Source organism: Micromonospora sp. NPDC050417 (genome assembly GCF_044458865.1).
GTDB lineage: Bacteria > Actinomycetota > Actinomycetes > Mycobacteriales > Micromonosporaceae > Micromonospora_G.
In genome coordinates, this window is sequence record NZ_JBITIH010000001.1 from 595629 (window position 1) to 615081 (window position 19453).

Consider the following 19453-nt stretch of genomic DNA (forward strand, 5'->3'; position numbering starts at 1 on the left):
CGCCACGTTACCGAAGATGATCAAGGAAACTTGCCCGTAACACCGGCCGTGTTCACCGCCACACACCGTCGGTGTCCCTGGGCCCGCCGCCATCCGGACAAATCAACCCGCCGCCATCCGGACAAATCAAGAGGCGGTGCCCCCGGCCGGCCCGTACCGTGCTGGCACATGACGATTGCCATCCGCTCATTCGACCCCGGCAGCCCAACCGCGGTCGCCGACAGCGAAGCCGCCGCCGAGGCATTGCGCGCGGTACTGCCGTACCTGGTGGTGACCCCGCTGACGCTGCGCTGGCAGGTGGAGACCTCGCCGGCCGCGCAGCACCACCGGCTGCTCCTCGCCGAGGAGGACGGCCTCCTGCTCGGTGCCGCACGAACCGGAATCTATTACGACAGCAGCGAGCCGGGGCAGGCGTACCTGAACATCTACGTCCGTCCCGAGCTGCGCGGCCGGGGCGCCGGCCGCGCCCTGCTGGCGGCTGGCGAGGCGTACGTGACCGGCCTGGGTGCCCGCACCAACTTCTGCTGGTCGCTCGATGACGAACGCTCGATCGCGCTCGCCGAGCGCAACGGCTACCGGCGTGGCCGGTCGGCGCACTTCCAACGACTGCCGCTCACCGACGGATCACTGCCCTCGCTGCCGCCCGTCCCACCGGGAGTCGAGGTACGCACCGGGACGAGTTTCGGTGACGACCTGCGGGAGATCTGGGAGACGGACAACGAGACCAGCACCGACGTGCCGGACGACGTGGATCCGGCGCCGGTCGACTACGACGTCTGGTTGGCGCAGTACTGGGAGCATCCGGAGCACGACCGGGAACTCACCTCGGTGGTGACGGTGGACGGCGTCGTGGCCGCGCTCAGTTTCGCCATCACCGACGGCGGTAGCCGTTACATGTCCGGGCTGGCGGGCACCCGGCGGGCGTACCGGGGACGCGGCCTGGCGAAGCTGGCGAAGTCCTCGTCGCTGCACCGGGCGCGGGCGGCCGGTTACACCGAGGCGTTCACCAACAACGACGCCGGCAACGAGCCGATGCTGGCGATCAACAAGTGGTTCGGCTACGAACAGTGCGCGACCGAGATCCGCTGGAAGCGTGACCTGGCCGGATGAGATCCGGCGCCGTCCACGATCCAGCGCCGTCCACGGTCCCGGCCGGCTGCGGCGCTGAACGGCTGCGGGCCGGTCCCGGCGCGGGCAAGATGGGGGCATGGGAGCGACGGCTCAGGTCCCGCTGGTCGGCGGGGTGGCCGACGGTGCGGTGGTCACCGTCGAACTCGATCGTCATGGGCGTCCGCCGCTGGTGCACCCGCACATGGGCGAGGGCGGACTGGCCCGCGCGGAGATGTACGAGTTGGAGTCCGCGCGCGACGAGGGACCGCCCTGGGTGTACCGCTGGCGAGGCCCGGCCACCTGAGCACTACCCGAGCCGGCCCCTACCCGCCGGCGACCTGCCCTCAGAGACGCTTCAGCACCGGCGTGATCAACTGGCTGGTCAGCCTGGCCTGTTGCCGTACCTGGTCGACCCGCTCGGCGGTGCCCTCGGCTCGGGCGTCCCGCTCGTCCCAGAGCTGGTCCACCTCGGCCAGCAGCGGTCCCTCCACCTCCCGGGCGAGCCCGCTCAGTGCCGGCACCCCGATCCGCTGGGCGAAGTCGAACACCTTGCCCGCGTACGGCAGCGGCAGGAACGGCACACCGGACATCGCAGCGAAGATCAGGAAATGCAGTCGCATTCCGACAGCCATGTCCAGATGCGACATCAGCCCCAGAAGCTGCCGGGGCGAGTAGTCGCCGTGGAGAATCCGCCCCTGGTCGGCGGCGGTCATGTGGGACAGCACGCCGTGCGAGTGCTTGATGTCGTCCCGCTCCATCGGCACGAAGAGCACGTTCGCGTCGAGCCGCCGGACCAGGAAGTCGCCGATCTGGGCCAACAGCCGGTGGTAACCGTCGACGTCCAGCCGGGAGGCCGCCCGCCCCGGCTCCCGTACGCTCATGCCGACCAGCCGCCGACCGCGACGTACGCCCTCCCGGTGCAGCAGCGACATCGGGAACTCCTCCGGTTCGAGCAGGAAAGCCGGGTCGGCGGTGACGGTGATGGAGCGGTTCACCCCTATCCCCTCCAGCACCAACTGTGACTCGTCGTCGCGTACGGTCACCTCGATGGCGGCCTCAAGGCTCTGCTCCACCATCGAGCAGTCGACCGGGTCGCTGAGCGGGCCGGCACCCACCGCGTACGTGAACACCGGCAGGCCCCGTTCCTGGGCCGCCAGAACCAGCCGCAGATAACGCCGGGCCTCGCTGTCGTAGAGAATCCCGCCACCGCCGAGGATCAGCAGGTCAAGGCGGGCGATCGTGACCGAGGACTCGGCCCGCCTGATCCCGTCCCAGGCCGCCGGCTCCACGCCCTGGTGGGTCCGGGCGGTGTGCTCGGGGTTACGGGAGAAGACGATGATGTGGGCATCCGGGCGGATGGCACGCACGTCTCCCAGCAAACCAGTCAGGATCGCCTCGTCGCCGAGGTTGCGGCCCCCGTACGAGCCGATCACGCCGATGGTCGGTCCGCCACCGTCCGACATCTCCACCCCCCGGTGTTGGATGCGGCCTACCCACTCCGGCCGCACCCATGCCTACCGGCCCGGGGCGTTTCAGATCCGGGCCGATCAGGTCAGGTCAGGCAGGATCCGGGTGCCGAAGACGTCGAGGAAGTCCCGCTGGTCCTGGCCGACGTGATGCAGGTAGATCTCGTCCACGCCCAGGTTGGCGTACTCCCGCAGCCACTGGAGATGCCGTCCGGGGTCACTGGAGACGAGGACGTGCTCGCGCATGTCGTCCGGCCTGACGTACGCGGTGGCGCGGGCGAATTCGGCCGGCATCGTCAGATCCCAGGCGACGTCACTGCCGAGAATTCCGGTACGCCACTGCTCGTGCGCGATCCGCAACGCCTTCTCCTCGTCCCGGTCCCAGCTCAGGTGCACCTGGAGCTTCACCGGTTTCCCCGCCCCGCCGCCCTCCCGGTACGCCTCGATCACCGGCCTGAGCTGTGCCACCGGCCGGTTCACGGTGATCAGACCGTCGGCCCAGGAACCGACCCAGCGGGCGGTCTCCGGACTGACCGCCGCACCGAAGATCGGCGGCGGCTGCGCCGGACGGGTCCAGAGCGTGGCCCGGTCGACGGTGACCAGGCCCCGGTGGCTGACGCACTCACCGGCGAAGAGCGCCCGCATCACCTCGACCGATTCGAGCAGCCGGGCGTTGCGTTCGTCCTTGGCCGGCCAACGCTCGCCGGTGATGTGTTCGTTGACCGCCTCGCCGCTACCGACCGCCATCCAGAACCGGTCCGGGAACATCTCCGTCAGGGTCGCGGCGGCCTGGGCGACGATCGCCGGGTGGTAACGCTGCCCGGGGGCGTTGACCACACCGAACGGCAGGTCGGTGGTGGCGAGCGCGGCCCCCAACCAGGACCAGGCGAACCCCGACTCGCCCTGCTCCGGGCCGAACGGTGCGAAGTGGTCGGAGCACATCGCCCGGGTGAAGCCGGCCTGTTCGGCGGCGCGTACCTGGCGCAGCAGCTCGCTCGGCGGCAGTTGCTCGTGCGATGCGTGGAACCCGTACGTGGTCACCCCGGACCTCCCGGCGGTCGTCTGGACACTGTCGGAGTTTCAGGTGCCCACTTCGCCAGATTCTCGAACCCGGCCGCGTTCCCGTTCCCGTCTCCTGCGCCGGTTGGCGCGGACCGGCCTCGCCACCGGGGCAACCGGTCGGGTGCCGGAATCGTAGGGTGGCGGCCGTGGAGAGACACCTCGTGGGCGGTGTGCTTGCCCTCTTCGCCACCTGTCTCATGGGCGTGACGTTCACGCCGACGACCGACCCGAGATGGTTGCTGAGCGCCGCCCTGGTCGTCGGGGCGTACGCCGTCACTCCCCTGCTCGTCGACCCTCTCTGGTCGGCCGGCACCGAGGAATCCGTGCCGGCCGCCGGGTCTGGCCCGACGACCGGCAGCAACGGCTGAGCAGCCGTCGGGCTCAGGGTTCGACGAACGCGGTCTGGACGACCTGTATGCCGTCACGGCGCCGCACCAGCGTGCCGCGACCCGGTGGCAGCGCCGTCGGCCGGACGCTGCCGGCCACCGCCCCCTCCTCACGGTTGCCGGACATCACCAGCGTCGGGGTGTCGATCTCACGCAGGCGTTGCAGGACCGGTTCGTACAGCGCCCGGGACACCCCGTTCATCCGCCGGGACACGATCAGGTGCAGCCCGATGTCCCGGGCGTGCGGCAGCAGTTCGAGCAGGACGGCGAGCGGGTTGCTGCCGCCGGTGGCGACCAGGTCATAGTCGTCGACCAGGACGTACAGATCGGGTCCGGTCCACCAGGAGCGGTCGCGTAGCTGTTGCGGGGTGATGTGCGGTCCCGGCAGTCGTGCCTGCATGGCGCTGCGGATCTCGCCCAGCACCTGCCCGGAGACCTGGTTGGAGGAGGCGTATCCGATCAGGTGTTTGCCCTCGACCGCACCGAGCAGCCCGCGCCGGTAGTCCGCGACGACGAGGCATGCCTGCTCCGGTGAGTACCGCGCGACGATGGTGCGGGCGATCAGCCGGAGCAGGTTCGTCTTGCCGCACTCCGCGTCGCCGAAGACGATCAGGTGCGGGTCGCGGCTCGGTTCGAGGTAGACCGGGGCGAGGGCGGACTCGTTGACCCCGATCGCCAGCCCCTCGTGCTCCGGGTCGACCAGTTCGGCGAGGTCGGCCGGGGTGAGCAACCGGGGCAGCAGTCGGACCACGGGCGCCCGCTCCCCCGGCCAGCTTTCGTCGACCCACTTCGCCAGGGCGGTGGTCGCCGCGGCCAGTTCGTCGCCGGCCGGTTTGCCGTCGATCCGGGGCGCGGCGGCGACGAAGTGCATCCGGTCCGGGGTGATTCCCCGCCCGGGTGACCCGGCCGGCACGTTCCCGGCCGCTCGACGGTCGATCTCCGAATCGGTCGGCTCGCCGAGGCGCAGTTCGAGCCGGAGGCCGAGCAGTTCACGCAGGCTCACCCGGATCTCGGACCAACGCGAGGCCGTGACGATCAGGTGTACGCCGAAAAGGGAGCCGCGCGCGGCGAGGGTGGTGACGGTCGGTTCGAGGTTCTCGTACTCCTGGCGCAGGGTGCTCCACCCGTCGATGACGAGGAAGACGTCGCCGAACGGGTCCTCGGGGAACGCACCGGCCGAGCGCCGCCGCCGGTAGTCGACGATCGACTCGATGTTCGACCGGGCGAAGGCGACTTCCCGAGTCTCCAGGAGGTTCTCCAACTCGGCGACGGTGCGCCGGACCGCTTCGGCCTCCCGACGCCCTGCTATGCCCGAGACGTGCGGCAGTCTCGCCAGGTTGGCCAGTGCGCCGCCGCCGAAGTCGAGGCAGAAGAACTGCACCTCGCGCGGTGTGTGCGCGAGTGCGAGTGCGGCGATGACGGTGCTGACCAGTGTGCTCTTGCCGCTCTGGGGTGCGCCGACGACGGCGGCGTGGCCGGTGGCCCCGCCGAAGTCGAGCAGCAGCGGTTCGCGACGCTGCTGCTGCGGCAGGTCGACCAGACCGACCGGGACGACCAGCGGGGTGGTCTGCACCGCGCGCAGCCCGTGGGTCGGGCTGTGCACCAGTTGCAGGAGCGTGTCGAGGCTGGGCGGGTCGCCGAGCGGTGGTAGCCACACCTGGTGTGCGGCCGGGCCGGCGGTGCGCAGCCGGTCCACCACGATGTCGATGACGCGGCGTCCGACCAGTTCCGGCTCGTCGGCCCGGGACTCCGGGACGTGCGCGAGGTACGGCCCGGAGACGTACGCGGCCCGGAACCGGGTCAGCTCGCTCGTGCCGACCTTCAGATAACCGTGCCCGGGTGCGTTCGGCAGCTCGTACGCGTCCGGCACACCGAGCACCACGCGGCTCTCCACCATGGAGAACGTACGCAGCCCGATCCGGTACGACAGGGAGGACTCCAGGCCGCGTAGGCGTCCCTCCTCCAGCCGCTGACTGGCCAGGAGCAGGTGTACGCCGAGCGAGCGCCCGAGTCGTCCGATGTAGACGAACACGTCGATGAAGTCGGGCTTGGCGGAGAGCAGTTCGGAGAACTCGTCACAGATGACGAGTAGTGCGGGGAGCGGGGCCAACGCCGGATTGGCGGCCCGCGCCCGCTCGTAGTCCCACCGACTGGAGAGGTTCCCGGCTTCGCGGAGCAGCTCCTGCCGTCGCCGCAGTTCGCTCTGTAGTGCGTCGCCCAGGCGCTCGACCAGCGGCAGCTCGTCGGAGAGGTTGGTGACGAGCGCGCTGGTGTGTGCGAGCTGGTCCAGCGTCGCGAAGGTGGCCCCGCCCTTGAAGTCGACCAGGAGGAAGTTCAGTTCCGTCGACGAGTGACGCATGGCGAGGGCGGTGACGATCGTACGCAGCAGTTCGCTCTTGCCGGAGCCGACCGCGCCGACGAGCAGGCCGTGGGGGCCCATGCCGCCCTGCGCGGCCTCCTTGAGGTCGAGCAGCACCGGCTCGCCCTGCTCGTCGAGGCCGATCGGCACCCGTAGCTGCTCCGGGCCGATCGGGGTACTCGCCCCGGTGTATCGCAGCAGGTCGCCGTAACCGGGCACGCCGAGCGCGGTCAGCAGGTCGTCGCGGGGCACCGGGGACAGGATCGGGGCGGAGCCGGTGCCCGGCAGCATGAACGGCGGCGATCCCCACGCCTCGGCGATCGTGGTGACCATCATCGCGGCGCCGTCCGGGGTCGGGTCGACGGTCTCGGTCCCGGTCTCCACGTCGCTCACCGTCAGGTCGGGCATCGCGATCCGGAACATCCGCCGGCCGAGGATGGCCCAGCCGGGGAGGTTGAGCGGCAGCCGCCCGGCGGAGTCGGGGTTGACCAGCGATTCGGTCGGTTGGGTGAGCCGGGTCTCGATCCGGGACTGCGGCAGTTCGAGCAGTTCCTCGGGGATGGTCCGCCAGCTCCGGTCGACCACGGCGACGTGCACCCCGTAGCCGAGGCCCTTGTTGGCGAGGTCGACGACGCGGGCGGTGAAGTCGTGGACCAGGCTGGCGAAGTCCTGCCAGCGGTCGACAACGAGGAAGACGTCCGGGTTCGACCCGGTGCCGAGGCTGGCCCTCCGGGCCCGCAGGCTGGTCGGCGATTCCAGCTCGTGCTCACGGAAGAGCTGCTTACGTCGCAGCACGTCCTGTTCGAGCTGGTCGAGCAGCTTGCCGACCTCGCCTACCTCGTCGTCGCCGACGACCGCCCGTACGTGGGGCAGGCGGCGCATCGGCCCCAGCCAGTTACCGCCGGATTCGAGGCAGTAGAAGGCGACCTCGTGGTCGGTGTGGGTGAGGGCGAGCCCGCCGATGATGGTGCGCAGCAGGGTGGTCTTGCCGGTGCCGGCCCGTCCGACGACGAGCAGGTGCCCCTCGGTGGAGGAGAGGTCGAGCCAGACCGGTTCGCCGGCCGGTTGGTCGATTCGTTGGGCCTGGCCGACCGGCACCTTCAGCAGTCCTCGGCGACGCCACTCGGTGGCGCAGAGTCGTACGTCGTCGGCGGGTTCGAGGGGTCCGAGCAGGTCACCGAGGCGTATCTCGCGTTGGTCGCGGTGGCGTCGCTGGCGGTGGTGCCCGTCCCGGGAGAGAGCGATGTGGATCTCGTCGCTGGCCCGACCGAACTGGCACGGGGACTGGTTGGGGGCCCGGCGGGGCAACTCGATCCGCACGTACCGCCACAGGTCCTCGGGGGTGATCCGGCCGTTGCCGGTGATGTCGGCGGCCCCGGTGCTCAGCCCCTGGATGATCGTCTCGGTGAAGGCGGAGCGGAGCCGGGGCGTGACCTCGGTCGCCGGCCGCCCGTCGTCGGCGCGTTCGACGGAGTTGGTGGCGGTGATGACGTAGCGCCCGTAGCCGGCGCTCAGCTCCCCGTCGATCGGCAGGTCGTCGGCGGACTTGAGGCCCTCGCCGTCGAAGGCGCCGCTGTAGCAGCAGTCGAGCAGGATGACCGAGCTGGCCGCGTCGGACTCGTCGAGCAGTTCACGGACGAAGGAGGCGGAGACCGCCGTCGACGACAGGGCGTCCAGTTCGGTGTTGGCGACCGCCAGGTAGAGCCGGCCCCGCTTGTTGCTCCGGATGCCGTGACCGGAGAAGTAGAGCAGGAGCAGATCCTCGGGACCGGCGGTCCGCAGCATCGTCTCTATCGCGCGTTCGACCGCGCTCTTCGACTCGTTCTCCAGCAGCCGTACGTAGTCGAAGGCGCCGACGTCGGCGTCGGCCAGCAGGCTGGAGAGGTCGCGGGCCTCCTCGCGGGGCGCGTAGAGGTCGGAGAGCGACTCGTCGATGTAACGGTCGTTGGCGATGAGCAGGGCGAGACGTTGTCCCATCGCCGGTCAGCGACCCGCCTCGCCGGCCCGGTTGCCCTCGATGGCGGGTGGCGCCGCGGCAGCTCCCACTCCGGTGCCGGCTCCGGCTCCGGCTCCGGCTCCGAAGATCTGCTCCAGCCTGGCGACCAGGGCGGGGTCGTCGATCCGGCTCGCGCCGGTGATGACGAGTTCGACGTCGCCCCGGCGCAGCCGGATCGAGCGGGCCTTGGCCCGTTCGGCGTACGCGATCGCGATCTGGGCGATCGTCCGCATGGTGGTGGCCGAGAAGAGCCCGCCGACGACGAGCATGCCCAGCTCCCACGCCTGCGGCGACTTGCCGGGGCCGATCGCGGTGGAGCCGGCGTTGCCGACCCGCAGTCCGCGTACGGCCCGCAGGTCGTCGGCGAGTCCCCGGGCGAGTTGGTCGAGCCGTTCGGCGGGGACGGGGGTGTGCGTTTCGATCGCGACGGCGACCTCGGACATGGTGGTACCTCCCACGGTTCGGGCGCGTCTACATTGAACACCATTCACCCCGCCGGCCGAGGACCGCAAAGCCCCGGCGAAGCAGACATGTCTGGCAGCGGACATCTCGGTGACGCCCGGAGCCGGTCCACACTGAGCGGGCACGATCTCTTGGTTATTGTTCACTTTTTGGTGGTTTCTCCGTACCTCGGCGGGCCTAGCGTCGGGCCCACTGTCCACGAATGCGGAGGTACGCATGACTTCCGGAGACCTGACCCGTCGTAACTTGCTGCGTACGGGTGGTGTGCTGGCTGCCGGCGCGACGATAAACCTGCTCCCCGAGGTCGCGTTCGCGGCGCCGTCGACCGACGAGGCCGGCACCACCGGCACGACGGAGCAGACCAAGACCGTGACCGGCACCTTCACCCCGAGCATCGCCGACTGGTACTACCTGCCGGTCCAGGTGCCGCGCGGGGTCAACCAGATCGACGTCGTCTACTCGTACGACAAGCCGGCCGTGCCCGCCGGCACCCGGGGCAACGCCTGCGACATCGGGATGTTCGGACCCGAGGGCCACCAGCTCGGCAACGAACGCGGCTTCCGGGGCTGGTCGGGCGGCTTCCGCGACCGGTTCTCGATCAGCGCCTCGGAGGCGACGCCCGGCTACCTCGCCGGACCGATCACTCCCGGCACCTGGCACGTCATCCTCGGCCCGTACACGGTCGCGCCGCAGGGCCTGAACTACCAGGTCACGATCACCCTGCACTACGGCCCGCAGGGCAAGCCGTTCAAGCCGAACCCGGCGCCGCTGACCGCACCGGCCCGTCAGCGCGGCAAGTCGTGGTACCGGGGCGACGCCCACCTGCACACGGTCCACTCCGACGGTCGCCGTACGCCCCCGGAGCTGGTCGCGGAGGCACGCGCCGCCGGCCTCGACTTCATGGTCTCCACCGACCACAACACCTCCAGCTCGGCGTTGCAGTGGGGCGACCACGCCACCGACGACCTGCTGATCCTCAACGGTGAGGAGGTCACCACCCGGTCCGGGCACTGGCCGGCGATCGGGCTGCCGGCGGGCAAGTGGATCGACTGGCGTTACCGCGCCGGCGACCCGTCCGACTTTCGCCGCTTCACCGAGCAGGTACACAAGGTCGGTGGACTCGTGACCGCCGCGCACCCCTTCGCCAACTGCTTCGGCTGCACCTACGAGTTCGCGTACGAGATCGCCGACCTGGTCGAGATCTGGAACGGCCCGTGGACCGACGAGGACCAGCAGGCGGTCAACCACTGGGATGGGCTGCTTCGGGCCGGCCAGTTCATCCCGGCCATCGGCAACTCCGACGCGCACAGCCCCGGCCAGACGGTCGCGCTGCCGCACACCGTCGTCTACGCCGACAACCTGCGCCGGGAGGCGCTGCTCGCCGGGCTCAAGGCGGGCCGCTCCTGGCTGGCCGAGTCGTCGGCGGTGAACCTCTCCTTCACCGTCAGCGCCGACGGGCGTACCGCCGGTATCGGTGAACGGCTGAAGGCCGAGATCGGCACCCCGGTCACGGTCGAGGTCGCGGTCTCCGGCGTACCGGGGACGACCGTGACGATCCTCGACCAGCTCGGCAAGGAGTACACCGAGACGGTGCCGGAGACCGGCTCCGCGACGGTCCGCTGGACCACGTACCCGCGCTACAGCCGCTGGGTTCGGGTCGAGGTCCGCCGGGCGTCGGGTGGCCCGAACACCACCACCCCGAACGCGATGGTGGCGATGACCAACCCGATCTTCCTCGGCCGCGACTGAGCGCCGCCGCTCGGTCGCGCGGGTCGGTGTCGTCGCGACGGCACCGACCCGCGCGGCCGGCGGGACCTCGGCACCCGCCGCCCGGCCGTCGCCTTCACCACAGTTTCCACCGCGAACCGATGGCCGTTCGGAGCCGTGTTGCTGACGTCTGCCAACAATGTCAGGGCCACGATCGGCGCAGGGACGGCGAGGAGAACGTAGTGGGACTGCTGGACAAACTCCGGGGCGAGTTCGTCGACATCGTCGAGTGGCTCGACGACAGCCGGGACACGGTCGTCTGGCGGTTCCCGCGCTACCAGAACGAAATCAGGATGGGCGCGAAGCTCGTCGTACGGGAGTCGCAGACGGCGGTCTTCGTCAACGAGGGCCAGATCGCCGACACGTTCGGACCCGGCACGTACACCCTCCAGACGCAGAACCTGCCGATCCTGACCACCCTCAAGGGCTGGAAGTACGGCTTCGACTCGCCCTGGAAGGCCGAGGTCTACTTCGTCAACACCCGGCAGTTCACCGACCTGAAGTGGGGCACCCAGAACCCGGTGATCGTCCGCGATCCCGAGTTCGGCGCGGTACGGCTGCGCGCGTTCGGCGGGTACGCGGTGCGGGTGGTCGACGCCCCGAAGCTGCTCCGCGAACTCGTCGGCACCGACCCGCAGTTCCGCACGGAGGAGGTGCAGGAGTTCCTGCGACAGTTGATCGTGGGACACCTGGGCAGTGCCCTGGCGACCGCGCGGGTGCCCGTGCTGGACCTGGCCGCGCAGCAGGTGGCGATCGGCGCGACCCTCGCCGGGGTGCTCACGCAGGAGTTGGCGCCGGTCGGCATCCAGGTGCCGAGGTTCGTCATCGAGAACATCTCGATGCCGCCGGAGGTGGAGGAGGCGCTGGACCGGCGCACCTCGATGGGCGTGGTCGGCGACCTCGACCGGTACACGAGGTTCCAGGCGGCGAACGCGCTCACCGACGCGGCGAACAACTCCGGCGGCGCCGGCGAGGGCTTCGGGCTCGGCCTGGGCATGGCGGCGGGACAGCGGGTGGCCGGTGCGCTCGCCCCGACTCCGCCACCGGTGCCGACCCCGGCCGGTCCACCACCGTTGCCGGCGCAGGGGCAGTGGTTCGTCGGTGTCGGTGGCCAACAGCAGGGCCCGTACGACCTGGCCGGGCTCGCCGGGCAGCTCGCCGCGGGCACTCTGACCCGGGCGACGCTGGTGTGGCGGGTCGGGATGGCGCAGTGGGCGCCGGCCGGTGAGGTCGCCGAGTTGGGCAGCGTCTTCGCCGCCACCCCGCCGCCGTTGCCGCCGCAGGCATGAGCGGCGAGCAGCGGATGAGCCAGCAGCACTATCCCTGCGCCGGTTGCGGCGCGGGCGTCGAGTTCGCCCCCGGCACGACCGTGCTGCGCTGCCCGTACTGCGGGCACGAGACGGCTCTGGTGCCGACCGGACGGCAGGTACGCGAACACGCGTACGCCGAGTTCGTCAGCCTGCCCCGCAAGCCGGTGGCCTCGCTCGGCGCGCACGTCTTCACCTGCCAGAAGTGCGGCGCGCAGACCGAGACCGAGGCGATCTCGGACCGGTGTCAGTTTTGTGGCGCGGCGATGGTGGCGGACGTCGCCGCGACCGGGCAGGTGGTGCCGGAGGCGGTGCTGCCGTTCGTGGTCGACCGGGCCGGGGTGCGGCAGGCACTGCGGGGCTGGGTGGCGTCGCGTTGGTTCGCGCCGTCGGGGTTGAAACGGGTGTCCGAGGCGGAGTCGGCGACGAGCACCTACCTGCCGCACTGGACGTACGACGCGCGGACCGTGTCGCGGTACCGGGGGCAGCGGGGCGAGCACTACTGGGTGACGGAGACGTACACCGAGACGGTCGACGGTCAGTCGCAGACGCGTACCCGTCAGGTCCGCCGGACCCGGTGGCACACGGCGAGCGGTACGGTCGGGCGCGACTTCGACGACATCCTGGTCGCCGCGACCGGGCACGTCAGCGGTAGGCGTCTGGACGAGTTGGCGCCGTGGCCGCTGGCGGATGCCGACGGCTACCGACCGGAGTATCTGGCCGGGCACCGGAGCCTGCGCTACGACGTGGAGCCGGAGGCCGGGTTCGCCACCGCGAAGTCGCGGATGGCACCGGTGATCGAACGGGACTGCCGGCGGGACATCGGCGGCGACGAGCAGCGGGTCGACTCGGTCGAGACGGACTATCACGACGTCGGGTTCAAGCTGATGCTCTTGCCGGTCTGGATCGCCTGCTACCTGTATCTCGGCCGGACCTACAACGTGCTGGTGAACGGGCGGACCGGTGCGGTCGCGGGCGAGCGTCCGTACAGCAAGGTCAAGATCGCGTTGGCGGTGCTGGCGGCCGTCCTGGTGGTCGCGGCGGTGGTCCTTCTGTTCACCGTGAACCAGTAGGAAAACCGGCTTTTGCATCGACAAACGGACGATCGACGGCCCCCTCGAAAGGTGTAGCCATTTCGACAGATGTCGATTAGTGTGACGCCAACCTCAACGCGGCGTATCGGCGAAGTCACATCGTCGGCGTGAAGCTCCCCCGAGTCGGCGTCTCCCGGGGACTCATGGCGACAGCGTCGTGTGTGGACCGTCCCACCCCCACCGCCCAGGAGACGCCATGGACAGACGATTGTTTCGTCATGCCCTCGTAGCCACCGCCCTCACTCTCCTCGTCCCCACCGCGCTGCCCTCGGCCGCGGCGGCCGGCCCCGTCCGCGCCCCCGTCCCAGGGCCGGCCGCACTCGCCGCCGCAGCCGCCGTTCCGCCCCAGGAACCCGGCGTCACGCTGCGCGTGTTCGACGTGCAGGTGCCACTGGACGAGATCTGCGTCCTCAAGCCCGGCCAGACCCCGAACATCGACAAGCTGATGCCGACGATCAACTGGACCACCACCGCGGACTTCGGCGGCATCGCCGACAACTTCGTCAGCCAGGTGATCGGCAACATCAACATCACCCAGCCGGGGGCGTACAACTTCCGGCTGTACAGCGACGACGGGTCACGGCTGACCATCGACAACACGGTCGTCATCGACCACGACGGCCTGCACGGCGCCAACCCGCCGGCGGACGGCGCGATCACCCTGACCGCCGGTTACCACTCGCTGCGTATCGACCACTTCGACCGCACCGTGGACCAGCAGATCACCCTGCACTGGCAGCCGCCGGGCGCCGCGTCGTACGTGTTGGTGCCGAACTCGGTGCTGAGCACCGACTCCGGCGTCGTACGGGTGACCGCACCCGGTCAGAAGCAGTGCGAGGCGAGCACCGACACCCCCGGCGACGGGCTGCCGTTGACCTCGGTGCACCCGAACTACAGCCTCACGAACCTGCGCCCGAGCGGCTTCCAGCCGCAGGTGACCGGGATGGACTTCTTCTCCGACGGCCGGCTCGCCATCACCACCTGGGGCGGCACCGACAACGTACTCGGCGAGGTCTGGATCCTGAGCAACGCCACCGGGCCGACCGGTCCCGGGCAGGTGACCACCCAGCGGGTCGCGAGCGGGCTGCGCGAACCGCAGGGCATCAAGATCGTCGATGGAAAGATCTACGTGTCGGAGAAGCACCGGCTGACCGAACTCAACGACACCAACGGCGACGGGGTCACCGACAACTACCGTACGGTCGCCACCTGGCCCTTCGGCGGCAACTTCCACGAGTTCGGCTTCGGCCTGCTCTACCAGGACGGGTTCTTCTATCTGAACCTCTCCGTCTCGATCAACCTGGGCGGAAACACGACCGACCCGCAACCAGCACCGAACCGGGGCACCACCATCAAGGTCAACCGGACCACCGGTGAGGTCTCCTACATCGCGGGCGGTCTGCGTACGCCGCACGGCATCGGGTGGGGGCCGGAGGGCGGCATCTTCGTCACCGACAACCAGGGTGGCTGGCTGCCGTCGTCGAAGTTGCTCCACGTCAAGCAGGACCGGTTCTTCAACCACTACATGAACCCGGCCGGCCCGTTCGACAACCGCCCCGTCACCAAGCCGGTGCTCTGGATGCCGCAGAACGAGATCGCGAACTCGCCGAGCACCCCGGTCTACCTGAACAGCGGCACCTTCGCCGGGCAGATGCTCATCTCCGACGTCACGTACGGCGGCATCCAGCGGGCGTACCTGGAGAAGGTCAACGGCGAGTACCAGGGCGCCCTGTTCCGCCTCACCCAGGGGCTGGAGGCCGGGGTCACCGAACTCGCCCAGGGACCGGACGGCGCGATCTACGCCGGTGGCCTGGGCGCGGGCGGCAACTGGGGCCAGGAGGGCAAACTCAGCTACGGCCTACAGAAGCTGACCCCGAACGGCGCCAACACCTTCGACATCCTGGCGATGCGGGCGACCGCCACCGGTTTCGAGATGGAGTACACCCAGCCCCTGTCGGCGGCGACCGCCGCGGCGCTGGCCACCGCGTACAAGGTCCAGCAGTGGCGCTACCAGCCGACCTCCGCGTACGGCGGGCCGAAGTTGAACCTGCAGAATTTGACCGTCTCGTCGGCGACCCTGTCGGCGGACGGCAAGAAGGTCAACCTGGTGATCAACGGCCTCCAGGCCGACCGGGTGGTGTACGTCCGCTCGCCCCGGCCGTTCACCTCGAACACCGGCCAGGCGCTCTGGAGCACCGAGGCGTGGTACACGCTGAACAACGTGCCCGGCGCGGCCAACCAGACCAACCTGGCGTTGGGCAAGCCGGCCACCGCCGACTCCTCCTGCAACGCCAACGAGAGCCCGGCGAAGGCGGTCAACGGCAGCATCACCGGCGGCACCACCGACAAGTGGTGCTCGACCGGCGCCAGCAAGTGGCTCCAGGTCGACCTGGGCTCGACCCAGTCGGTGAACCGGTTCGTGGTCCAGCACGCCGGGGCAGGTGGTGAGCAGACAAGCTGGAACACCCGCGACTTCACCATCGCGACCAGCACCAACGGCACCACCTGGTCCACCGCCGCCACCGTCACCGGCAACACCGCCTCGACCACCACCCACACCGTCAACGCGGTCCAGGCCCGCTACATCCGGGTCAACATCACCGCGCCGGAGGCCGGCAGCGGCGGTGCGGCCCGAATCTACGAATTCGAGGCGTACGGCGGCACCACACCACCGCCCGCCACCAACCTCGCGGTCGGCAAGCCGGCCACCGCCGACTCCTCCTGCAACGCCAACGAGAGCCCGGCGAAGGCGGTCAACGGCAGCTACACCGGCGGCAACCTCGACAAGTGGTGCTCGCTCGGCGCCTCGAAGTGGCTCCAGGTCGACCTGGGCGCGGCGACGAGCGTCAGCCGGTTCGTCGTACGGCACGCCGGGGCCGGCGGCGAGAACACCGCCTGGAACACCCGCGACTTCACCATCGCGACCAGCACCAACGGCACCACCTGGTCCACCGCCGCCACCGTCACCGGCAACACCGCGTCGTCCACCACGCACGACATCACCCCGGTCCAGGCGCGCTACGTGCGGCTGAACATCACCGCGCCGACCAACAACACCGACGGTGCGGCGAGAATCTACGAGTTCGAGGCGTACGGCACCGCGACACCGCCGACCCGGATCAACCTGTTCGACGGCACCAACCTGTCGAACTGGGAGCACACCAACGGGGCCGCCTCGACCTGGCCGGTCAGCGGCGGTTCCGCCGAGGTGCTCGGTGGTGACCTGCGGACCAAGCAGAGCTTCGGCGACTTCACGCTGCACGCCGAGTTCTGGATTCCGAACCTGCCGCCGGAGGTGACCGGTCAGGCGCGTGGCAACAGCGGCATCTACCTCCAGGACCGGTACGAGCTACAGGTGCTCGACTCGTACGGCGACACCACGCCCGCCGACAACGAGTGCGGCGGTTTCTACCAGAAGCGGGCGCCGGACAGTAACCGGGCGACCGCGCCGGAGACCTGGCAGACGTACGAGATCACGTTCCGGGCGGCCCGTTGGAACGGCACCACCAAGACCGAGAACGCGCGGGTGACCGTGATCTGGAACGGCGTGGTGGTGCACAACAACGTGGAGATCAACGGATCGACCGGTGGCGGTGCCGCCGAGGGCCCGAGCGTCGGACCGATCAGGCTCCAGGACCACGGGGACCCGGGCGCCAACGTCCGCTACCGCAACATCTGGATCGAACCGCAGGTCTGATCGAACCGCAGGTCTGAGAGAACGGCGGCGGCGCGGGGACAACATGGTCCCGGCGCCGTCACCGTGGCTGTCATCACCGCAAGCAGGAGCGGCAGCACCAGAGCGACGAATCGATACCACGTCCGTCGCGCGCGAAGCATGCTCAACTTTCCGAGTCAGGGCTCCCGACCAACCCGGAGCGCCGCAGGGGCGGATTTTGTCGGAGTCGCGCACCATACTCGTGGCGACGAGTCCAGCCGGCACGGCGCATCGGAGGAAACGGCATGGCGGAAATCCTGTTGTTCCATCACGCACAGGGGCTGACACCCGGCGTACGACACTTCGCCGAGCTGCTGGAACGGGCCGGTCACCGGGTCCACGTCCCCGACCTGTACGACGGGCAGACCTTCGACAACCTCGACGAGGGGGTCGCCAACGCCCAGAAAATCGGGTTCGGCACCATCCTCGAACGCGGGCAGGCCGCCGCCGAGGGCCTGCCAGAAGATCTCGTGTACGTCGGCTTCTCGCTCGGGGTGGTGCCGGCGCAGATGCTGGCCCAGACCCGCCCCGCCGCGAAGGGCGCACTGCTGCTGCACTCGACGATCCCGCACGAGGAGTTCGGTGGGGCGTGGCCGAAGGGCGTCCCGGTCCAGATCCACTCGATGGACGCCGACCCGAGCTTCGTGGACGAGGGCGATCTCGAAGCGGCCCGTGCCCTCGTCGCGTCGACCGCCGACGCCGAGCTGTTCCTCTACTCCGGCGACGGCCACCTCTTCGCCGACGACAGCCTGCCCGCGTACGACGAGCACGCGACCGCGCTGCTCACCGAACGGGTGCTCGCCTTCCTCGCCGCGATCAGGTAACCCCGCCGGACGTCGGCTGCACGGGCACCCGGCACACCGTTGGCCGCGCGCCGGCGCAGCCGACGTTCACCTCTAGCTGGGCAGCGTGTTCGTCCACTCGGAGACGAGCGTGAACGAGCCGCCTTCACCGGCGCTGGCCCAGGCGCCGTCCGACGTGACAAAGAAGTTGGTCCTACGGATCTGCCCGGTCGCCGGGTCGACCACCAGCCGCGCCTGATCCTCCTGCGCCTGTTCCAGGGAGATCAGCAGGCCCTGTCCGCCCTCGACCTCGCCGAGGCTCTCCACGTGGGGATAGGCGGCGATGGCCCGGAACGCGGCGGCGCGGACCGCTGGCGGGGCTGGTAGCTGGGAAACCAGGGAGATCAGACCTCCGAAGACGGACACCTCCCGTAGTTCGGGAGTCAGTAGGCCGCCGCTGTATCGTGCGCCGCTGTTCGCCACGGAGTCGGTGATCCATGCCGTCAACGCCTCCGGTGAGGTCGGGAGCTGCCGAAGCTCTTCGAGGGTGATGTCGGTGGCACCGAGCCGGAACGGCACCGGGTCGACCAACTCGATCACCTCCCCGTTGCTCTTCTCCGCCCGGAACCAGGTCCGGCCGTCCCGCTTGGTCCAGTACTCGTACTCGTAGGCGTTGACGGGCAGGCTGCCGCCGTCGGAAACCACCTTCGCGTACCAGTAGTCGCCGGAGCCTTCGGGTGCGGCCAACGCGGTGGTGGCGGCGGCGAGCAGAATCTGCTGGCCGGAACGGGCTCCGGCGCCCGGTGGCGGTGCGACCACACCACCGCCCGGGTACGGGTGGCCGGGACCGCCGTTGCCGCCGGCGCCGCCGTTGCCGCCGATTCCGATCGCGACGGCGGCAACGGCGACGGCTGTCAGTGCCGAGGCCAACGCGACAATCCGTCGCTTCGGGAACCGACGCGGGGCCCGCTCGGCCGTCTGTAGGTCCTGGTGGATCTGGCTCATCACGAGCTCCTGGAGACGATGGTGGCGTTCGCTCGACAGATCCCGGTCCACGGAGTCCGGCAGCAGCCGGGCCAGCTCGGCACGATCGTCCGGGTGGGGCTGAGACGGGGTGGACTTCATTGGGCGTTCTCCTGAGCGAACAGGACCGCGAGGCCGCGGTCACCATCTACCTGTCCGTGGCCGGCAACCGGTTCCCGATCTGTTCCTTGAGGTCGGAGCCGCCCGGCGGCGACGAGCTTTGTCAGCTTCTTACGTGCCCGGGAGAGGCGCGAGCGTACGGTGCCGACCGGCACGTCGAGTGCGACCGCCGCCTCGGCGTAGTCCAGTCCGGACCAGACGCAGAGCGCCAGCACCTCGCGTTCGGGTTTGCGCAGCGCCACCATTGCCGCACGGACCAGGGCCAGGCGTTCGTGGTCGTCGACCCGGTTGCCGACCTCGTCGGCGAAGTCCGGCTCCACCTCGGGCGATAGTCGCGCCAACGCGACGTCGTGTCGCCGGGCGGCCCGGCGTACGTTGCGCGCCACGTTGGTGGCGATGCCGAGCAGCCAGGGTCGCAGCGACCCGCTGTCGGCGGTGACGTCGACCCGTTCGCGCAGCCGCCACGCTTCGAGGAAGGTCAGCGAGACCACGTCCTCGGCCGTCGACCAGTTCCCGATCAGCCGATAGGCGTGGTTGTAGACCGTGCGAGCGTGTCCGTCGAACAGCTCTCTGAACGCGTCCGGGTCTCCGGCACGGACCCGGACGCGCAAACTCATCTCCACATGTTCGTACTGTCCGGTCGAGCACCTGGGTTCCCGTGACACGGCCCACAGCGTCGATTTCGTACACGTTCTTTGATGTACTCACCCAATGCCGCTTAGTTAGTGCGGTGGGTGATCGGGTGGCGGCGGATAGTCATGGCGGCGTGGCGGGACATGGAACAACGGAACTACCGGTATGACT

At 69.8% G+C, this 19453-nt stretch carries 14 protein-coding genes; 8 read left to right on the forward strand and 6 right to left on the reverse strand.

Annotation, left to right across the window (positions count from 1 at the left end; genetic code table 11):
- The first annotated feature begins 168 nt into the window (after positions 1-168).
- Positions 169-1110, forward strand: a complete 942-nt coding sequence (locus tag ACIBF5_RS02535; protein WP_396807296.1) for a GNAT family N-acetyltransferase — start codon at positions 169-171, stop codon at positions 1108-1110.
- 97 nt (positions 1111-1207) lie between these two features.
- The gene (locus ACIBF5_RS02540; RefSeq protein ID WP_396807298.1) at positions 1208-1414 is read left to right on the forward strand and encodes a hypothetical protein; all 207 of its coding nucleotides are present in this window, start codon (positions 1208-1210) and stop codon (positions 1412-1414) included.
- 40 nt (positions 1415-1454) lie between these two features.
- Here ACIBF5_RS02540 and ACIBF5_RS02545 read toward each other — a convergent pair whose 3' ends face one another.
- Entirely contained in the window at positions 1455-2573 is a 1119-nt protein-coding gene (locus ACIBF5_RS02545) for a polysaccharide pyruvyl transferase family protein (RefSeq protein ID WP_396807386.1), read from the reverse strand.
- Positions 2574-2657: 84 nt separating this feature from the next.
- Complete coding sequence (locus ACIBF5_RS02550) at positions 2658-3617, reverse strand: TIGR03885 family FMN-dependent LLM class oxidoreductase (RefSeq protein ID WP_396807299.1); 960 nt, start codon at positions 3615-3617, stop codon at positions 2658-2660.
- Positions 3618-3784: 167 nt separating this feature from the next.
- Here ACIBF5_RS02550 and ACIBF5_RS02555 point away from each other — a divergent pair, with 167 nt between their 5' ends.
- On the forward strand, positions 3785-4006 hold the full coding sequence (locus ACIBF5_RS02555; RefSeq protein ID WP_396807301.1) for a hypothetical protein: 222 nt from the start codon (positions 3785-3787) through the stop codon (positions 4004-4006).
- 13 nt (positions 4007-4019) lie between these two features.
- Here the strand turns inward: ACIBF5_RS02555 and eccCb are convergent, their stop codons facing one another.
- Both eccCb and ACIBF5_RS02565 read right to left on the reverse strand, forming a co-directional pair.
- Positions 4020-8360 (reverse strand): type VII secretion protein EccCb, encoded by a 4341-nt coding sequence (eccCb, locus tag ACIBF5_RS02560; RefSeq protein WP_396807303.1) that lies wholly within the window; start codon positions 8358-8360, stop codon positions 4020-4022.
- 6 nt (positions 8361-8366) lie between these two features.
- Positions 8367-8822, reverse strand: a complete 456-nt coding sequence (locus ACIBF5_RS02565; RefSeq protein WP_396807305.1) for a hypothetical protein — start codon at positions 8820-8822, stop codon at positions 8367-8369.
- A 235-nt stretch (positions 8823-9057) separates the two neighbouring features.
- Between ACIBF5_RS02565 and ACIBF5_RS02570 the strand changes: the two genes are divergently transcribed.
- The 5 genes from ACIBF5_RS02570 to ACIBF5_RS02590 all read left to right on the forward strand — a co-directional run bounded on the left by ACIBF5_RS02570 (position 9058) and on the right by ACIBF5_RS02590 (position 17548).
- Entirely contained in the window at positions 9058-10590 is a 1533-nt protein-coding gene (locus ACIBF5_RS02570) for a CehA/McbA family metallohydrolase (RefSeq protein ID WP_396807307.1), read from the forward strand.
- A gap of 200 nt (positions 10591-10790) precedes the next feature.
- Positions 10791-11897, forward strand: coding sequence for an SPFH domain-containing protein (locus ACIBF5_RS02575; protein ID WP_396807309.1), 1107 nt, complete (start codon positions 10791-10793; stop codon positions 11895-11897).
- On the forward strand, positions 11894-12988 hold the full coding sequence (locus ACIBF5_RS02580) for a hypothetical protein (protein ID WP_396807311.1): 1095 nt from the start codon (positions 11894-11896) through the stop codon (positions 12986-12988). The genes ACIBF5_RS02575 and ACIBF5_RS02580 overlap by 4 nt, the downstream gene beginning before the upstream one ends.
- A gap of 217 nt (positions 12989-13205) precedes the next feature.
- Positions 13206-16706 (forward strand): family 16 glycoside hydrolase, encoded by a 3501-nt coding sequence (locus ACIBF5_RS02585; RefSeq protein ID WP_396807313.1) that lies wholly within the window; start codon positions 13206-13208, stop codon positions 16704-16706.
- Positions 16707-16969: 263 nt separating this feature from the next.
- Entirely contained in the window at positions 16970-17548 is a 579-nt protein-coding gene (locus tag ACIBF5_RS02590) for a dienelactone hydrolase family protein (RefSeq protein ID WP_396807314.1), read from the forward strand.
- Between the two features lie 72 nt (positions 17549-17620).
- Here ACIBF5_RS02590 and ACIBF5_RS02595 read toward each other — a convergent pair whose 3' ends face one another.
- Both ACIBF5_RS02595 and ACIBF5_RS02600 read right to left on the reverse strand, forming a co-directional pair.
- Positions 17621-18631: a CU044_5270 family protein gene (locus tag ACIBF5_RS02595; protein ID WP_396807316.1), complete on the reverse strand. Its 1011-nt coding sequence runs from the start codon at positions 18629-18631 to the stop codon at positions 17621-17623.
- The gene (locus ACIBF5_RS02600) at positions 18628-19266 is read right to left on the reverse strand and encodes an RNA polymerase sigma factor (protein WP_396807317.1); all 639 of its coding nucleotides are present in this window, start codon (positions 19264-19266) and stop codon (positions 18628-18630) included. Before ACIBF5_RS02600 ends, ACIBF5_RS02595 begins: the two co-directional genes overlap by 4 nt.
- Positions 19267-19453: the final 187 nt, after the last annotated feature.

Bases quoted from the DNA above. Each gene is read 5' to 3' on its own strand.
- ACIBF5_RS02545 (WP_396807386.1), bottom strand. From the start codon at position 2,573: ATGTCGGACGGTGGCGGACCGACCATCGGCGTGATCGGCTCGTACGGG.
- ACIBF5_RS02595 (WP_396807316.1), bottom strand. From the start codon at position 18,631: ATGAAGTCCACCCCGTCTCAGCCCCACCCGGACGATCGTGCCGAGCTG.
- ACIBF5_RS02535 (WP_396807296.1), top strand. From the start codon at position 169: ATGACGATTGCCATCCGCTCATTCGACCCCGGCAGCCCAACCGCGGTC.
- ACIBF5_RS02580 (WP_396807311.1), top strand. From the start codon at position 11,894: ATGAGCGGCGAGCAGCGGATGAGCCAGCAGCACTATCCCTGCGCCGGT.
- eccCb (WP_396807303.1), bottom strand. From the start codon at position 8,360: ATGGGACAACGTCTCGCCCTGCTCATCGCCAACGACCGTTACATCGAC.
- ACIBF5_RS02570 (WP_396807307.1), top strand. From the start codon at position 9,058: ATGACTTCCGGAGACCTGACCCGTCGTAACTTGCTGCGTACGGGTGGT.
- ACIBF5_RS02590 (WP_396807314.1), top strand. From the start codon at position 16,970: ATGGCGGAAATCCTGTTGTTCCATCACGCACAGGGGCTGACACCCGGC.
- ACIBF5_RS02600 (WP_396807317.1), bottom strand. From the start codon at position 19,266: ATGAGTTTGCGCGTCCGGGTCCGTGCCGGAGACCCGGACGCGTTCAGA.
- ACIBF5_RS02540 (WP_396807298.1), top strand. From the start codon at position 1,208: ATGGGAGCGACGGCTCAGGTCCCGCTGGTCGGCGGGGTGGCCGACGGT.
- ACIBF5_RS02565 (WP_396807305.1), bottom strand. From the start codon at position 8,822: ATGTCCGAGGTCGCCGTCGCGATCGAAACGCACACCCCCGTCCCCGCC.
- ACIBF5_RS02585 (WP_396807313.1), top strand. From the start codon at position 13,206: ATGGACAGACGATTGTTTCGTCATGCCCTCGTAGCCACCGCCCTCACT.